Origin of the sequence: Amycolatopsis sp. NPDC023774, assembly GCF_040639695.1 — a bacterium.
In the GTDB taxonomy this organism is placed as follows: Bacteria; Actinomycetota; Actinomycetes; order Mycobacteriales; family Pseudonocardiaceae; genus Amycolatopsis.
On record NZ_JBFAAJ010000003.1, the window covers coordinates 194191 to 211195 of the forward strand.

The window sequence follows — 17005 nt, forward strand, 5'->3', positions numbered from 1 at the left end:
TGCAGGGGTACGGCTCGATTTCACCGTACCCCTGGACTCGTCCACTGCTGCGTGACGGACCGGATACACAGGTTACCCGGTAGTGGCCTCGATCAGGGCAGGGGGCCACCCGCCGCGAGTGCGCAGAGTTTGGTGAACTCGTCACCGTCGAGGCTCGCGCCACCCACGAGAGCACCGTCGATGTTCTCGCAGGACACCAGCTCGCCCACGTTGCCCGACTTCACCGAACCGCCGTAAAGCACCCGAACGGCCGAGGCGACCTCGTCGCCGTACTTCTCCGCCAGCACCGTACGGATGGTCTTGCAAACCTCCTCGGCATCGGCGGGCGTCGCCACCCGGCCGGTGCCGATGGCCCATACCGGCTCGTACGCCACGACGACGCCCTTGACCTGCTCGGCCTTGAGCCCCTTGAGGCCCTCGAGCAGCTGGGTCGTCGCGTGCGCGTGGTGCTCGCCGGCCTCGCGGACCTCGAGCTTCTCGCCGACGCACAGGATCGGCGTGATCCCGTGCTTGATGGCCGCCCGCACCTTCTTGCAGATCAGCTCGTCGGTCTCGGCGTGGTACTCGCGCCGCTCCGAGTGGCCGATGGCGACGTAGGTGCAGCCCAGCTTCGCGAGCATCAGGCCCGACACGTCACCGGTGTAGGCACCGGAGTCGTGCGGGGACACGTCCTGCGCACCGTAGGTGAGCGACAGCTTGTCGCCGTCGGTGAGGGTTTGCACGCTCCGGATGTCCGTGAACGGCGGCAGCACCGCCACGTCCACCTTCGCGTAGTACTTCTCCGGCAACGCGAAGGCGATCTTCTGAACCAAGGCGATGGCCTCGAGGTGGTTCAGGTTCATCTTCCAATTGCCGACGATCAACGGCTTGCGTGCCACTAGTGCTTCTCCTCCAACGCCGAGACGCCGGGCAGTTCCTTGCCCTCCAGGTACTCCAGGGAGGCGCCGCCGCCCGTGGAGATGTGGGAGAAGCCGTCTTCGGGCAGGCCCAGCTGCCGCACCGCGGCCGCCGAGTCACCGCCGCCGACCACGGTGAAGGCGGCGCTCTTCACGAGCGCCTCGGCGACGGCACGGGTGCCGCCCGAGAACGCCTCGAACTCGAACACGCCCATCGGGCCGTTCCAGAACACGGTGGCGGCGTCGGCCAGCTTGCTCGCGAACAGCTCGCGCGAGGCCGGGCCGATGTCGAGGCCCTGGCGGTCGGCCGGGATGGCCGTGGCGGCCACGACCTCGTGCTCGGCGTCGGCCGCGAACTCGGTGGCGGCCAGCACGTCGACCGGCAGCACGAGCTCCACGCCGCGCTTCTCGGCCTCGGCGAGGAAGCCCGACACCTGGTCGAGCTGGTCGGCCTGCAGCAGCGACTGGCCGACCTCGTGGCCCTGTGCCTTGAGGAAGGTGTAGGCCATGCCGCCGCCGATGAGCAGGCGGTCGACCTTCGTCAGCAGGTTGGCGATTACGCCGAGCTTGTCCGACACTTTCGCACCGCCGAGCACCACTACGTAGGGGCGCTTGACGTCGTCGGTGAGCTTCTTCAGCACGTCGAGCTCGGCCAGCACGAGACCGCCCGCGTAGGCCGGGAGCACCGCGGCGATCTCGTAGACCGAGGCCTGCTTGCGGTGCACCACGCCGAACCCGTCGGACACGAACGCCCCGCCGGGAACGAGCGCGGCCAGCTCGGCGGCCAGCTCGGAGCGGTCCACCGCGTCCTTGCTGGTCTCGCGCGCGTCGAAGCGCACGTTTTCCAGCAGCGCGACGCCGCCGTCGGCGAGGCCGCCGACGAGCGCCTTGGCCGAGTCGCCCACGAGGTCGCCGGCGAGCGGGACCTCGGCACCGAGCAGCTCGCCCAGCCGCTTCGCGACGGGCGCGAGCGTGTACTTCGGGTCGGGCTCGCCCTTGGGGCGGCCCAGGTGCGCCGTGACGACGACCTTGGCGCCCGCTCCGGCGAGCTTCTCGATCGTCGGCAGAGCCGCGCGGACGCGGCCGTCGTCGGTGATCTCGGCCCCGTCGAGCGGGACGTTCAGGTCGCTGCGCACGAGTACGTAGCGGCCCTGAACGCCTTCGCTCAGCAGGTCTTCGAGGTTCTTGACCGTCATCGGGTTCAGGAGAGCTTCGAACCGACGAGCTTGACCAGGTCGGCGAGGCGGTTGGAGTAGCCCCACTCGTTGTCGTACCAGCCGACGACCTTGACCTGGTTGCCGATGACCTTGGTCAGCGGCGCGTCGTAGATGCACGACGCCGGGTCGGTGACGATGTCGGCCGACACGATCGGGTCCTCGTTGTAGCGCAGGTAGCCTGACAGCGCGCCCTCGGCGGCGGCCTTGTACGCGGCGTTGACCTCTTCCAGCGTCGCCGACTTGGTCAGCGTGACGGTGAGGTCGGTGGCCGAGCCGGTCGGCACCGGGACGCGCAGCGCGTAACCGTCGAGCTTGCCCTGCAGCTCCGGCAGCACCAGGCCGATGGCCTTCGCGGCACCGGTCGAGGTCGGCACGATGTTCAGCGCGGCGGCGCGGGCGCGGCGCAGGTCCTTGTGCGGCGCGTCCTGCAGGTTCTGGTCCTGCGTGTACGCGTGGATGGTGGTCATCAGGCCCTGCTCGATGCCGAACGCGTCCTGCAGGACCTTGGCCAGCGGGCCGAGGCAGTTGGTGGTGCAGGAGGCGTTGGAGATGATGACCTGCGAGCCGTCGTACTTGTCGTCGTTGACGCCCAGCACGATGGTCAGGTCCTCGCCCTTGGCGGGCGCGGAGATGATGACCTTCTTGGCCCCGCCGGCGATGTGGGCCTTCGCGGCGTCGGCGTTGGTGAAGAAGCCCGTCGACTCGACGACGACGTCCACGCCCAGCTCGCCCCACGGCAGGTTCGCCGGGTCGCGCTCCGCCAGGGCCTTGATGGTCTTGCCGTCGACGACGATGCCGTCGTCGCTCAGGCTGACCTCGCCCGGGAAGCGACCGAGGATGGAGTCGTACTTGAGCAGGTGGGCCATCGTCGCGACGTCGCCGAGGTCGTTGAACGCGACGACCTCGATGTCGTGACCGCTCGCCTTCACGGCGCGGAAGAAGTTGCGGCCGATCCGGCCGAAGCCGTTGACACCTACGCGAACGGTCACTGCTGCCACTCCTCTTATCACTGTGTTTCCGAACCGGGGCCCACGCCCCGGAAGACTTCCGGGCTCGGCGCAACCCTAGCGTGCGGGCACGGCCGACCCTGACTGCCCCGACGAGACTTCCACCACTGCGCCGACCCGTCAAGAATCGATTAAGAAGCCAGCTCACGAGCTTGCGACAGGAAATCCGGCGGTGTCACGGGAGGGGGCACGGACGAGGCGCTTGATCGGTCTTGGTGCCGTGGTTCACGCGGTGGCTGACGGGTGGGCGGAGTCCGGAAGGTCGGGATCGGGGCGGGCCGGGGCGCGACGTGAGCGGGCGTGCGGGGCCGCTTCGGGCCGCGGCGTGCGTCGCGGGTGTGCAGCCGGCTCACCGAGGCCTGGGGGCGGCTGCGCCCCGCCGGTACGCCGCCGGCTCACCGAGACACAGGACCGGCCGGCGCCGCTGTGCGCGGCCAGCTCACCGAGGCATGGGGCCAGCCGCGCCCCGCCGGTGCGCGGTCGGCCCACCGAGACACAGGATCGGCTACGCCTCACCGACGTGCGGCCAGCCCACCAAACCACAGGACCAGCCGGGCGTCGCCTCGTCCGCGGCCAGCCCACCAAACCACAGGACCAGCCGGGCGTCGCACGTGCGCGGCCAGCCCACCGAAACACGGGTCAGCCAGGCGTCGCACGTGCGCGGCCAGCCTCCCAAACGCAGGACCGGCCAGGCGTCAGTCAGGAGCGCGGCGGGGCAGGCCGGAAACCGGCCCCGGCGCCGGCCGGCTCAGCCGCGCCGAGGGCCGGGGCCGCTCCTGTCGAGCGCTTCGCGCGGTGACCGGCCGCGCCGGCGGTGATGCCGTACGGCCGGGGCCGCTCGTCGGCGCGCTCAGGTGGACAGCTCGCGTTCGGCCGGGGTGCGGAACTTCGGGACCACCCGCGTCTCCCCCAGCCACGTCGTCAGGCGGGCGGCTTCGGCTTCCAGGGCGGCCGTGCGCTCCGCGCCCACGTCTTCCAGGACACGCAGGGCGACCTCGCCGGAGGGGCGCTGGGCCCAGGCGCCGACGACACGGCCGTCGCACCAGGCGGTGGGGCCGATGTTGCCGCTGCGGTCGAAGAGGGCGGGGCGGTGGGGGCCGAGGTACCAGTCGCGGGCGGACCAGCCCATGGGCGTCGGGTCGAGGGCGGGGAGGAGGGCGACCCAGGGGGCCGGTTCGGCGACGGGCTCGAGGTCGTCGGCCAGGATGAGGCCGGGTCCGCTGTCGAGGTCGACCTCGACGGGCGCGACGGCGGCGAGGGCCTGTTTGGTCTGGCCGGCCGTCCAGCCGGTCCACCAGCGCAGGTCGGCGACGGGCGCCGGGCCGAAGGCGTGCAGCCAGCGCCGCGCGAGTTCGGCGCGGGCGTCGGCGGGCGGGACCGGGGGCAGGCCGCCGGGGAGCCACCCGTCGAGCGGGGCCCAGTGGTACTGCGTGCTGAGCCAGCTGCCGCGCGGGCGCCCGCGCACGATGCGGCCGTCGACGGCGAGCTGGAAGAGCACGCGGCTGCTGACGTTGCCGATCGCCGCGTACGGCTTGCCCTTGGCCATGTGGAGCTGCTGGCGCAGGCGCGGTTCGTCGTCGGCCAGCTCTTGCGCGGTCGCGGATCCCCTGGCGCGCAAGGCTTTCTCGACGCTCGCGGCGACGTCGGCGAGCCAGCTCGGGGGATCCTCGACGTTGGTGGGGTGCCCGACCGTGCCGAGGTGCTGTTCGAGCAGCTTTCGTTGTTTCACAGCGATATCGCTCGCGCAGCCGGCCTGGACGAGCGCCGCCGTGGCCACCTCGGCGACGAACACCGTGCGGCGCATGCCGAGGAGCCGCACCAACGTTCGGTCTTCGTACAGCGCGCGCTCCACATCGGCCACGCCCACATCCGGCACCCGCGCCCACGCGGCGAGGAACACCGACGCCGGGTCGGTCGCGTGCAGGGCGACGACCCCGGTCGCGGCTTCTTCGACGGTGGCCGCGGGAGCCGCGAGGTGGTGGCGCACGCCGAGCCGGGCGCGGCGCTGCGCGAGGGAGAGCTTCACGCCCTCGTTGTACCAGCGGGCTCCGACAAAAACGTCTCGTTCCGGCCCGGCCGCGCGTTCTACGCTCGGGAGATGGTCACGCCTGCGCACTTCGCGGCCTTCGCCGCCCTGACGTTCCTCATGGTCGTGGTCCCCGGGCCCAGCGTGCTGTTCACCATCAGCCGCGCGCTCACCGTGGGCCGCCGCGATGCGCTGCTCACCGTGCTGGGCAACGCCACCGGCGTCTACACACAGGTGGTGGCGATCGCGTTCGGGCTCGGCGCGGTCGTCACGACGTCCGCCACCGTCTTCACCGCGATCAAGCTCGCGGGCGCGCTCTACCTCGTCTACCTGGGCGTGCAGGCGATCCGCAAGCGCCGCAGGCTCGCCGATGCCATGGCCGCGGCCGTGCGCACCACCCCGGGCCGCACGCTGACCGTGCTGCGCGACGGCTTCATCGTCGGCTTCGCGAACCCGAAGTCCATCGTCTTCCTGGCCGCGCTGCTGCCCCAGTTCGTCGACCCGGCCGCCGACTCGGTGCCCGCGCAGATGCTGCTGCTCGGCCTCTGCCTGCCGGTGATCGCGCTCGCGTCGGACACCGCGTGGGCCCTGGTCGCCGGCACGGCCCGCACGTGGTTCGCCCGCTCGCCACGCCGCCTCGAACTCGTCGGCGGCACCGGCGGCCTGGTGATGATCGGCCTCGGCGCGACGCTCGCGTTCACCGGCCGGAAGGACTAACCCAGCGCGGCCACCAGGTCGCCGTGCCACGGTTCGGGCAGGCCGTCCGGCGACACGACCACCTGGTCGGCGCCCGCGGCCAGATACTCGCGCAGCCGGGCCACCACCGTGTCGAAGGAGCCGTGGACGGCGACCCCGTCGACGAGGCGGTCGGAGAGGTCGGCGACGTCGGCGGGGGTGAAGCCCATGCGGCGGAAGTTGGCGGCGTAGCCCGGGACGCCGGCCAGAAAACGCAGCGAGCCGCCGCGCACGAGGTCGCGGGCGCGGGCCGGGTCGGGCTCCGCGACGACGGTGACCAAGACCGCCAGGCCTGTACCGGGGCCGAGCAGCTCGCGCGCGGAGGCGACGTAATCGGGCGTCACGAGGAACGGGTACGCGGCCGAAGCGCGGTCGCGGGCCAGTTCGAGCATGCGGGGGCCCAGGGCGGACAGCACGCGCCGCGAAGCCGGGACCTCGGCGCCCAGCTCGTCGAGGTACGCCGAGAGCGTCGCGAGGGGACGGGGGCCGTGGGCGCCGCCGATGCCGGGCAGCCAGCGGCCGGGGTGCGCGGCCGCCAGTGACCGGTACACCGTCGCCACCGCGTCGGCCGGGACCTGGCCCACGGAGAGGATCCCGTTGGCCACGGTGATCCGCCGCGTCGCGCGGACGAGGTCCGGGACGAGCGCCAGGTTGTCACCCTGGCCGCCTGGCACCCACAAGGTGGAGTAGCCGAGTTCCTCCAACCGCACGGCCGCATCCACCGCGGCGGCCGAGTCCGTGATGCCGAACGCAGGTGTCGCGGCACCCAGGGGGCCCAGTTCGCTCATGCCGGGGGCAACTCCCCGGGTCTCGGCACTGTTCCGCGTCACGCGGATTGTTCGTCCACAGCGGAATCCTCGGCCGGCTCGGGGACCGGCTCACTCACCTTCGCGAACATCCGCGTCGCCGAGAGCCGCGCCACCCCGTCCGGCTCGCCGAGGTCCTCCAGGGAGTTGCGGATGGTCGAGTCCACCGACAGGTACTTGCGCCCGGCGCGCAGATCGGCGTCGTTGCGCAGGCGGACGATCAGCGGGAACTCCGCGAGCGCGCCGGCGTCGAACAGACCCGTCGTGTAGATCAGCTGCACGCCGAGCGCCTCGGCGACGGCGCGCTGCAGCTCCAGCAGGTAACCCGCCGACGCGCGGCCGATCGGGTTGTCGAGGAACAGCACGCCGGAGTGGCGGTTGCGCGCCTTGCCGCGGTTGTTCGCCCGCAGCGCCGCGAGCGTGCAGTACAGGATGATCGCCGCGGTCAGCTGCTGGCCGCCGGAGAACACGTCGCGGATCTCGGACACGCGCTGGCGTTCGGTGCGCAGCACGGAGTCCGGCTTGAGCATGTCGACGCGGAACCCCTTGGGCGCGGCCACCTGCACGCCGCGCAGCACCAGGGAAAGGCCGTCGCGCTTCACGTCGCGACCGTCGGCCGTCTTGCCCACCGCGGCCTCGTCCACGACCTCGCCGAGCTTCTCGGCCAGCACGTTGTCCTCGAGCTCGGTGAAGCGGATGCGCAGGAACTCCTGGCCCGACCAGTCACCGAGGCCGTCGGGCAGCCGGGACACGCGCTGGGCCGAGCGCAGGGTGCGCAGCGCGCCGTCGACCATGCCCTGCAGGCGCGTGATGATGCCGCCGCGGTGCCGGTCGATCTGGGCGAGGTCGTCGGTCAGTGTGCGCAGCCGCGGCCGCAGCGCCTCGGCCCACTCGGCCGCGTGGCCGGGCAGCTGGTCTCGCTTCACGGCGATCACCTGCTGGCGCACGGGCGTGCTCAGTTTTTCGAAGCGCTTCTCCGTGGCGTACTGCGCCAGCTGGTCCGCGGCCGCGCGCACCCGGCGGTCGCCCGCGTCGGCGGCTTCCTGAGCGGTCGTCAGCACGGTGTTGAGCTGCGAGTGCTTGGCGCGAGCCGATTCCACGTCCCCGTCGTACGCCTCGGCCGGGTCCTCCGGCAGCAGATGCGCGAGCGATTCGCCGAGCAGCCCGAAGCCCGACGCCGACGCCTTCGCCGCGTCCAGCGTCGCCTCCGCCGCCGCGCGCCGTTCCTGCAGCTCTTCCCACGTGCGGGCCGCCGCCGAGACCTCCAGCGAAGCGGCGTCGATCAGCTCCAGGCCGTGCTCGATGTCGCGGGGGCGCTCGGCGGGCGAGGCCGCGCCCGTCTGCAGTGGCAGCACGTCGAGCTCCGCCCGCCGCGTGGACACCTGCCCGATCGCCTCGGTGCGGTCCTCCTCCACGGCGTCGACCACGCGGCGCGCGCGGGCCAACGCGGCCGCGCGAGCCGAAGCGTCGGAACCGTCCGGCGTCTCCAGCAGCTCCGCCGCCCGCGTGCGCACGGCTTCGTCCAGCGCTTCGAGCGCCGAGCCCGCCGCGGCTTCAGCCGACTCGGCCTGCTCCAGCTCTGCGCGCAGGTCGCTGCCGACCGCCACCTTCGCGTAGGCCTCCGAGGCCGACGCGAACGTCCGCCGCAGCGCGTCCACGGGTTCCGCCGGCGCCTCGGCGTCGTCGGCGACCTCGGCGGCGCCCGGGACCCCGGCCAGCTCGGACCGCGCGGAGGTCGCCGTGCGGCGGTGCCCGTCCGCGGTCCGCTGCTCCTCCCCTGCCTGCTCACGCAGCCGCGCGGCGCGAGCCGCCGCGTCCGCCGCCGTGGCCTCTGCGCGCTCGGCGATCTCCGTGGCCCGCTCGACCTCCTCGGTCCACTCGGCGACGCGGGTGGCCCGGGTCGAGAGCTCACCCAGCCGGCGGGCCTTCTCTTCGCTCGCCGCCACGGCCACGCGCAGCGCCGGCACGCGCTCGCGCAGCGCCGCCGCCTTCTCGCTCAGCCGCGCGAACTCCGCCTCGGCCTGCGCCAGCGCCGTCTGCGCGGTTTCCCGGGCCACGCGGGCACTTTCGGCCTGCTCGGCGAGCGTGGCGATCGCCCCGGCCGGGTAGTCCTCGCGCCAGGTCGTGAGCTTCCACGTCAGCGCGCCGTCGGCGGCGAGCGCGCCGGCCAACTGCTCCAGCCGCCGCTGGCGTTCGGCGTGCCGCAGCGCCACGGCCTCGCGTTCGGTGTCGGCCGCTTCCTCGTCGTACATCGCCGGGTTCGGCGGCACGAGGAACTCCACGCCCGCCGCGGCCCCGCCGTCGTCGCGCTGGAACGCCTCGGTGGTGCCCACCGCGATCACCGCGCTGGGCAGCAGCCGCCCGGCCGCCAGCACCTCACGCGCCCGCGGCACCTGCGCGGAGTCGTTCAGCAGCACGCCCGCGACGAGCTGCGGCAGTCGCTCCAGCACGTCGGCGCGGCGGCCGGCGTCCAGTTTGGACAAGTAGCGCCAGCCCGACCACGCCGTGATCCCGGCTTCTTCCAAGGCGTCCAGGGCCGCCTGCACGTCGTGCGGCGGCGGCAGCAGCCCGCCGGATCCGAGCGCGGCCAGTGCGCGCTCGTCGGCCGACTCCTCCATCCGCAGCGCGGTCTGCTCCTTCTCGACGGCCGCGCTCGCTTCCCGAAGGCGTTGCAACAAAACGGGAAGGTCGCTTTCGAGGCGCACGTCGTCGGCGCCGAGCAGCTCGACGAGCCGGGGTTCGACGGCGAGCGCGTCCGTCCGCCGGTGCGCCCGGTCGAGGTCCTCCGCCGCGCGCACCAGGCGGTCCTGCGTGGACCCGGCGAGCTGGTTCGCCTCGTTCACGGCCCGTTGCGCCGCCTGCAGATCCTCCGCCGCGCGGTCGAGCTCCTGCTCCCGCCGGCCCAGCTCGGCCGCCGACTCGTCGGCTTCCACGCGGGCCGCGCGCGAGGCTTCCGCGACATCCGCACCGGCCGCCAACAGTCCACTCCGGACCGACGCCGAGATTTCCTCCCGCAGCTCGGCGATCCGCGACGACAGCCCGCGCGCCTCGGCCCGCCTTGACGCCGCCAGGTTCGCGGCCTCGTCCCGATCGGTCTGCGCCTTCTCCGCCTCCGCACGCAACGCGTCGGCGTGCGCCTCGGCCTTGTCCGCCTGGCGCTGTGCGTCGCGCGCCAGCGCCGTCAGACCACGCGCCAGCGCCGACGCCGCGGAGTTGCGGGCCGCCAGCGCGGGCTTCGCCTTCTCCTCGCGGTTCCCGACGAGCTCGCGCAGGTCTTTCGCCTTCCGAGAGGCGTTCAGCTGGTTCAGCACGGTCGCGGTCTCGCGCCACGCCTCGGCCGCCGTCTTCGCGTCGGCCAGCTGGGCGTCCACGCGTTGACGCGCTTCCTGCGCCTGTTCCAGCCGCAGCACGGCGACGAGCCGGCGCAGCTCCGTGACGCCCGCGGCGAGCCGCCGGTGGTCGCCCTCGGCGAGCTTCTCCGCCGACTTCACCTCGTCGACGTGTTCCTCGAGCCCCGAAAGCCGCGCGTTCTCCAGCTCGTTGCGCGCGTGGATCCGGCCGGCGAGCTCACGCAGGTCCGCGCGGGCCGACTCGGCGATCCGGCGCGACGCGGCGGCCACGCCCTCCTCGTCGGCGAGCGGGCCGAGCAACTCGATCGCGCCCTCCACGAAGTCCTTCTCCGCCAGCAGATCGCCGCGCTGCGCGAGGTTGTGCGCATACGTCGACACGACCTCGGCGAGGTCCTTCGGCTCGTCCTCCGACAGCACTGCGCGCAGCAGGAACTCCACGAACGCCTCGTCGGTGGAGAACTGGAACGCGTCGGCCGCCTCGCCCTCGCCCGCGTTCATCGCGCGCTGGTAGCGGAACAGCTCGGTGTCGAGGCCGAGCGAGTCGAGCCGGCCGGTCCACTCGTGGTGGCGCCGCGTCCAGGACAGCTCCAGCTCCGGCTCGGCCATGGCCGCCGCGGCGATCCGGTCGTGGAAGCCGGACATCGTGAGCAGGCGGCCGTCGTCGGTCAGCGGCAGCGAGTCGAGGCCGAGCTCCTGCGTGGGGCGGAAGCAGTACCAGGAGTCCACGAGGTTCTCCGAGTCCGCCGACGTCACGTGCCCGCGCCACTCCGAGACCTTGCCGGTGATCACGCGGTGCCCGGTCTCCACGTGCAGCCACTCCAGGGCCACGTGCGAGACGTCCTTGGCCGCCACGAACTTCTCCAGCACCTTCGTGCTCGTGGTCCCCACCACCTGGCGGCGACCGGGCAGCATCACGGAGAAGATCAGCTTGATCAGCACCGACTTGCCGCCGCCGTTCTCCAGGAACAGCACGCTCGCGGGCGAGGGCCGGCGCACCGGTCCGCCGGCGTGGATGCCGGCGCTGAACAACGCGTCCTGCTTCGGCGCGGTGATGGTGGCGCCGACGCCGCTGAAGTCCAGCACCACGTCCTGGTAGCGGGCGCCCGCGGGGCCCACCGAGTGCAGGCGGACCCGCGAAAGCTCGTACATCGAATCCCCTCTACTGCAACGTGTCCGAAGAGGCCGCGCGCAGCGTTCCCCCCGCGCTCGCGACCGCGACGACGTCGAGTGCGAGCAAGTCGTCGAACGCCGCGTCGGCGGCCAGCTCGCGCACCTGGATCTGGTACCGCGGCGTGGTGCGGTAGGTGCCGCCCTGCTCGTCGCTCACCGGCACCAGGAACCCCTGGTCGGCGAGGAACCGCAGGGCTCGCGCGGCCATGCCCCGGGTGGTGTCGGCGGCCAGGCGGCCGTCCTTCGTGGCCGCCGCGGCCGGGCGCCGGGCGTAGGCGCGCCAGGCCTGCTCCAGCTCCGGCGCGTCGGCCAGCGGGTCGTTGTTGGCCTCGGCCTGCTGCGCGCGCTCGTCGAGCATGCGCGCGGCCTCGCGGACCATCGCGTCGACCTGCTCCACGCTCACTCGGCCGATGTAGGTGTCGTTGGCGAGGTCGTCGGGCCGCGGGTAGGCCAGCGCCGCGGCGGCGAGGTGGATGAGGCCGTGGATGACCTTCTCGGTCTCGCGGCGTTCGCGGATCTTGGCTTGGCGCGCGTAGTTGTCCATCTTGATCTCGAAGATCGACTCGTCGACGGCGGCCAGCACTGCGCCCGCCTGCTGGTTGACCTCCAGCACCATCAGCCCCAGGCCCGACGCGACGGCGTGGGTCAGGGCCTTGAACGCGTTGTCCTCGGCGTAGCGGCGCACCAGCTCGCCGTAGACGACGTCGCGGGCGGGCAGCTGCTTAGGGCGCATGCCGAACGCGACGAGGCGCGCGGCGGCCTCGGCGTCGACGCTCGTGTGGGTCACGGGCATCAGGCGACCTCCTCGCTGTCTTCGGCGGTTTCGGTGTTCTCTTCGGCGCGCTCGACCTCGGCGGTGGACAGCAGCAGGTCGGCACCGCCGAACTCGGGGTCGTCCAGCAGCGTGCCGTCGTCGACGGCCAGCAGCACGTGGCGTTCCCCCTGGCGGCGCGCGGCGCCGACCTCGGGACTGTAGGCGTGCAGGGCGCGCAGCGCGACCAGGGTCGCCAGACCGGGTTGCTTCGTGCGGCGCGCGTCTTCCAGCAGACCGGACAGGCGGCGCGGCACCTCGGGCAGGTCGAGCAGGTCGTCGGCGAGGCGCCACACGTCGTCGCCGAAGCGGTCGGTGTCCTCGGCCGGCATCAACTCCGGCTCGGGGATCTCGCCCACGAGCTGGTCGCGCTCCGGCGCGGGCCGCAGCAGCAGCGAGACGAGCGAGGACAAGGCGGGCACCCCGGGCGGTGTGATGCCCGCGACCGCGTGGAAGAAGTGCTCGGCGGGCGCGACGGCGTCGGCCAGTGGCAGGCCGAGCGTCGGGACGAGCAACTGGCCGAACAGGTCGATCGTCGCGCGCTGCGGCGGGCCGGAGAACTGCTGGCGGTCCTGTTCGGCGCGGAACACGGCGCCGGCGGCGGCCAGGCGCGACTGCAGCCGCGTGTGGCGGCGGATGCAGTCGGCGACGATGTCCACTAGCTCGGCCGCGCGCCGCTTGTGGTCCGGTTCCTCCGACTCGTCGCGCGCGGTGGTGATGTTCTTGAGGATCGCGTTCTCCGCGCGGAACCGGGACTCGATGTGCCCGAGCGCGGAGCCGATCAGGTCCGGCACCTCGAGCTCCCAGTCGACGGCGCGCACGTCGCGGCGCGTGGCGTCGAGCTTGGCGCGCAACGTCTCGCCGTACTGCACGGTGCGGTAGCGCGCCTGCTCGGCCGCCAGCTTCGCGTCGGCGAGCCGGCCGCGGTTGATCAGGTTCTCGAGCTTCACCTCGGCCGCGATCTGGGCAGACTCGACGTCGGTGTCCAGCGCGCCGACGAGCACGTTGATGGCCTCGTCGGTGGCGCGCAGGTAGACCTCGCCGTCGGGCGCGGCCAGCTCGACGAGCAGCTTGAAGTCGAACTGGCGGCGCTGGTAGCCGCCGGGGCCCATCGAGCCGTAGACGCGCCGGAAGCCGCGGTCGGTGGTGCCGACGTTGATGAGGTTGTCGAGCACCCACTTCGCCACGCGCACGTGCTCCTCGGGCATGCGCGAAGGTGCCTGCTGCGCGATGAACGGCAGCAGGCGATCGATGACCCGGTCGTGGCCCGCGCCGGTGTCGAAGTCCATCGCGATGGTGACCTGGTCGATCGTGTGCAGCGCGATCTCGGCCATCTGGTAGATCGTCGCGTCGGCCCAGTCGAGCTTGGCCTTGCGCGCGTCGAGGTCGTGCAGCGGCGCGGTGCACGCGAGCGCCTTCAGCCGGCGGGTCAGCCCCTCGTCGGCCAGGCCCGCGAACCCCATGTCGTCGTCTCGCACAGCAGGCCAGGCTAGTCGGCCTGCTCAGGCGCCCGCACACGCGGACGGCTAGCGTGACCCACATGCGTGAGATGAGCAGGGACGAGTGGTGGGCCTTCGCGACCGAAGGCACGCGGACGGGGATGCTGGGGATCGTTCGGGCCAACGGCGCCCCGGTCGTCACCCCGATCTGGTTTCTGCTGAACGAGGGCCCCGACGGTGACGAAATCGTGTTCACCACGGGCACGGACACGCTGAAGGGCAAGGCGCTGCGTCGCGAGCCGCGGCTGTCGCTGGCCGTCGACGACCAGAAGCCGCCGTATTCCTACGTGCAGTTCACGGCCGAGGCGACCCTGCACCACGACCTCGACGAGATGCTCGAATGGGCGGCCCGGCTCGGCGGCCGCTACATGGGCGCGGGCCAGGCCGAGGCGTACGGCAAGCGCAACGCCGTGCCGGAGGAATCGCTCGTTCGGGCGAAAATCACGAAGGTGATCGCGCGCGCGGACATCGCGGGCTGAAGTTCTCTTCTCGCTTCTTCACGGGTCACGCCGGCGAAGCAGCGCCGACCCGGTGACCAGGCGGAGAAACTGATCGGTGTGAACCGCCGGTGGACGTTGGTCCTCCCCGAGAACCTCGACGACTTCGCCTGGGCGGACGTCGCGGACCGAGGTGTGCTGCTGCACGTCGCCCTCGACCACGCCGGGCGCCGGTTCCCGGCGATCGTCGACGACCCGTACCTGATCGTCCAGGACGCCGATCCCGTGAACGAGTCGGCGCCGTTCTACGAGCCGAATGTCGTCCTGGTACCGGAAGTGACCTGGTAACGGTCGCGCGAGCCGGTGATCGGCTCGCGCGCGGCGGTGACCTGGACTGATCGCTACGGCTCGGCCCCGGGCGTGCGTCGGCCTGGTCGCCGGACCTGCCGGACGGCGCTACTGGGCGCGGATCGGCGAGCTCGGCACCTGTCCGCCTGTCTGCAGTGCGGCGGACAGCGGTTCCCCATCACCTTCCACGGCCTGCGGCGGCTCGCTAAGCGGTCGGCTGGGACGACCTCGACGAGGGGGTCCACTGCCGCGAAGATCCCCGGCCCGTCGAGTTCTTCGAGGAGAACTTCAACGTGATCCGAACGTTGACGAAGGACGTCGCCGAGCGGGCGGTGTCGGAACTGGGCCGTCGCGAAGAATTCGCCTGGCTGCTCGGCTGAGCGCCGATCCCCGTGGCGGGCCGGCCGGCACTGGCGAGCTGCCGCGCGGTTGACAGACAGTGATCGATCGGTCCGGTATTGACACCACCCCGGCCGGGATGGTGTCATCTCTTCCAATAAATAGGAAAGTTTCCTAACTATGAGCTCAACCAGTCTGCGGCTCCACCCCGGCACCTCCTCGCTCCGCCCTCCCGGTCGTACCGCAGCCGCCGGATCCCTCCCCGCGGGGGTTCCCTCGGCGCGGCGTTCCTCGGCAGCGCGCACCCGTGCCGGAACCCAGGACTGCGCCAGGGGTGACCGGAGCGGCGCCGGTCACCCCTGGCGCACACCAGTGTCGTCGCTTTCCGCGGCGGCGCGTGCCCCGGACCGCGGCGGGGACGACCGGAGCGGCGCCGGTCGTCCCGGTCGCGCCGGCGAGCGCAGGAGGCGAGCTGCTGCGGATGCCTGTGCGTCGGGTCCGAAGGGGACACCGTGAGTCAGCCGCAACCACCCGGCCGACGCGCACGAGACCCGGCACAGCCAACCGGATGGTCGATACGAACCCCGCGCAACGGTCCGGAGCGCGGAGGCAGCTCGGCCCGTTCCACTGTGATCACTGCCGTACCGACGCCGGTCGTCCCGGCCGCGGCCTGGGGTGTCCACAGCGGACACTTCACCAGCCGAAGAGTCCGGCCATCACGCGCGCACAGCGGTCGGTCATCGCCGCGGCGGTCTCCTCGGGCCGGTCGATCCACCAGCTGATCAGCGAGTCCACGACGCCGGTCCAGACGTGGGCGAGGGCCTCGACGTCCAGCGCGTCGGACAGCCCGCGCGAACCCAGCAGCTGACCGGCGCCGACGAGGGCGAACGCGTCGAGCCGTTCGCGGTAGTCGCCGGCCGCCGCGGCGATGTCACCCGTCGCGGGCACCGTCGGGTCGCGCAGGAGCTTCCAGGCGTAGCGGTCGTGGTCGAACGTCGCGAAGATCGCCGCCAGCACCGCGAGCGGCATGCGCTCCGGGTCACCGCCGGCCGCCATGGTCTCGGCCACGCCTCCCGTCAGCCGGTCCCCCGCGCGGTGCAGACACGCGAGGTAGAGGCCTTCCTTCGAGCCGAAGTACTGGTACAGCAAGGGTTTCGTGACGCCCACGCGGCGCGCGATCTCCACCATCGACGCGCCCGCGTACCCCGCCCGGCCGAACTCCTCGGTGCCCGCCACGAGGATCTGCGACTCGCGCTCACCGCGCGGCACACCTTTCGTCCCGACGGCCCTTGACCCTGTCACGGGGTCGAGCCTACCGTAAGTGACCCCGAGGTAAGTTACCTCAGAGTTAGTTCCGTTCGGGAGGGGACGACATGGCCGGCTTCCTGGCGCATCTGCGTGACCCCGTGCTGTACGCAATCCCGGTGTTCCTGCTGTTCGTGGCCGTCGAGATCGTCGCGGTGCACGTGCTCGGCCACGACGACGACGTGGTCGGCTACAGCCCCGCCGACACCCGGACGAGCATGCTGATGGGCACGGTCGCGCTCGGCGTGAACGCGCTGTTCCGGCTCGTGATGCTGGTGGTGTTCGCCGTGTTCTTCGAGCTGGCGCCGGTGAAGTTCGACCCGCGCGACTGGTGGACGTGGGCGCTCATGCTGCTGGGCCAGGAGCTCGTGTTCTACGCCTACCACCGCGCGAGCCACCGCGTGCGGCTGCTGTGGGCCGGGCACCAGGTGCACCACTCCAGCGAGCACTACAACTTCTCGACGGCCCTGCGCCAGAAGTGGACCCCGTACTTCCAGCTGCCGTTCTGGTCGGTGCTCGCCCTGTGCGGGATCCCGCCGTGGATGATTCTCACCGGCTTGTCGATCGACCTCGTGTACCAGTTCTTCGTGCACACGGAGAAGGTGCGAAAGCTGCCGCGCTGGTTCGAGTACGTCTTCAACACACCGTCGCACCACCGCGTCCACCACGGCAGTGACGCCGAGTACCTCGACGCGAACTACGGCGGGATCCTGATCGTCTGGGACCGGCTCTTCCGCAGCTTCGTCCCCGAGGGCAAGCGGCCGACGTACGGGCTGACCACGAACATCGGGACCTACAACCTGCTCAAGGTCGGCTTCCACGAGTACGGCTCGATCCTGCGGGACCTTCGTAACGCTGCGTCTTGGCGGGACCGGGTGGGATACGTGTTCGGCCCGCCGGGCTGGTCACCGCGCGGCGAGCTTGCCGACGAGCCGGGCGAGCCCGGCCGCCGCGGCCGCGTCGTCCGCGCGGCGGCTGACCACGAACAGCGGCCCGGTCCGGTCGAGGGTCACGCCGTCGCTCGCCAGTAGGTGGTACGCGGCGAGCATGGCCGCTCGC

At 72.2% G+C, this 17005-nt stretch carries 13 protein-coding genes; 4 read left to right on the forward strand and 9 right to left on the reverse strand.

Annotated features, from left to right (window positions below; translation table 11 throughout):
• Positions 1–92 precede the first annotated feature (92 nt).
• From tpiA to AB0F91_RS10415, 4 genes are all read right to left on the reverse strand, one after another.
• On the reverse strand, positions 93–878 hold the full coding sequence (gene tpiA, locus AB0F91_RS10400; RefSeq protein WP_360596578.1) for a triose-phosphate isomerase: 786 nt from the start codon (positions 876–878) through the stop codon (positions 93–95).
• Positions 878–2092: a phosphoglycerate kinase gene (locus AB0F91_RS10405; RefSeq protein ID WP_360596579.1), complete on the reverse strand. Its 1215-nt coding sequence runs from the start codon at positions 2090–2092 to the stop codon at positions 878–880. The genes tpiA and AB0F91_RS10405 overlap by 1 nt, the downstream gene beginning before the upstream one ends.
• Positions 2093–2097: 5 nt before the next feature.
• The gene (gene gap / locus AB0F91_RS10410; protein ID WP_360596580.1) at positions 2098–3102 is read right to left on the reverse strand and encodes a type I glyceraldehyde-3-phosphate dehydrogenase; all 1005 of its coding nucleotides are present in this window, start codon (positions 3100–3102) and stop codon (positions 2098–2100) included.
• Positions 3103–3970: 868 nt separating this feature from the next.
• Positions 3971–5146, reverse strand: coding sequence for a winged helix DNA-binding domain-containing protein (locus AB0F91_RS10415; RefSeq protein WP_360596581.1), 1176 nt, complete (start codon positions 5144–5146; stop codon positions 3971–3973).
• A gap of 72 nt (positions 5147–5218) precedes the next feature.
• On the opposite strand from AB0F91_RS10415, the gene AB0F91_RS10420 reads away from it, so the two are divergent.
• On the forward strand, positions 5219–5863 hold the full coding sequence (locus AB0F91_RS10420; protein ID WP_360596583.1) for a LysE family translocator: 645 nt from the start codon (positions 5219–5221) through the stop codon (positions 5861–5863).
• Here the strand turns inward: AB0F91_RS10420 and AB0F91_RS10425 are convergent.
• From AB0F91_RS10425 to AB0F91_RS10440, 4 genes are read right to left on the reverse strand one after another with little or no spacing between them, the layout of a single operon-like run.
• Positions 5860–6669, reverse strand: coding sequence for a TIGR03620 family F420-dependent LLM class oxidoreductase (locus tag AB0F91_RS10425; RefSeq protein WP_360596585.1), 810 nt, complete (start codon positions 6667–6669; stop codon positions 5860–5862). The genes AB0F91_RS10420 and AB0F91_RS10425 overlap by 4 nt on opposite strands.
• 38 nt (positions 6670–6707) lie before the next feature.
• Entirely contained in the window at positions 6708–11186 is a 4479-nt protein-coding gene (locus tag AB0F91_RS10430) for a hypothetical protein (RefSeq protein WP_360596587.1), read from the reverse strand.
• Between the two features lie 10 nt (positions 11187–11196).
• A complete protein-coding gene (locus AB0F91_RS10435) occupies positions 11197–12000 on the reverse strand; it encodes a hypothetical protein (RefSeq protein ID WP_360596589.1) in 804 nt (267 codons plus the stop codon).
• Positions 12000–13481, reverse strand: a complete 1482-nt coding sequence (locus AB0F91_RS10440) for a hypothetical protein (RefSeq protein ID WP_360597077.1) — start codon at positions 13479–13481, stop codon at positions 12000–12002. The genes AB0F91_RS10435 and AB0F91_RS10440 overlap by 1 nt, the downstream gene beginning before the upstream one ends.
• A gap of 77 nt (positions 13482–13558) precedes the next feature.
• Between AB0F91_RS10440 and AB0F91_RS10445 the strand changes: the two genes are divergently transcribed.
• Both AB0F91_RS10445 and AB0F91_RS10450 read left to right on the forward strand, forming a co-directional pair.
• Positions 13559–13996, forward strand: a complete 438-nt coding sequence (locus AB0F91_RS10445; RefSeq protein ID WP_360596591.1) for a PPOX class F420-dependent oxidoreductase — start codon at positions 13559–13561, stop codon at positions 13994–13996.
• Between the two features lie 78 nt (positions 13997–14074).
• Complete coding sequence (locus AB0F91_RS10450) at positions 14075–14302, forward strand: hypothetical protein (protein ID WP_360596593.1); 228 nt, start codon at positions 14075–14077, stop codon at positions 14300–14302.
• A gap of 1032 nt (positions 14303–15334) precedes the next feature.
• On the opposite strand, the gene AB0F91_RS10455 is transcribed toward AB0F91_RS10450, so the two are convergent.
• Entirely contained in the window at positions 15335–15943 is a 609-nt protein-coding gene (locus AB0F91_RS10455) for a TetR/AcrR family transcriptional regulator (RefSeq protein ID WP_360596595.1), read from the reverse strand.
• 71 nt (positions 15944–16014) lie between these two features.
• Here AB0F91_RS10455 and AB0F91_RS10460 point away from each other — a divergent pair, with 71 nt between their 5' ends.
• Positions 16015–16977, forward strand: coding sequence for a sterol desaturase family protein (locus AB0F91_RS10460; protein ID WP_360596597.1), 963 nt, complete (start codon positions 16015–16017; stop codon positions 16975–16977).
• Positions 16978–17005: the final 28 nt, after the last annotated feature.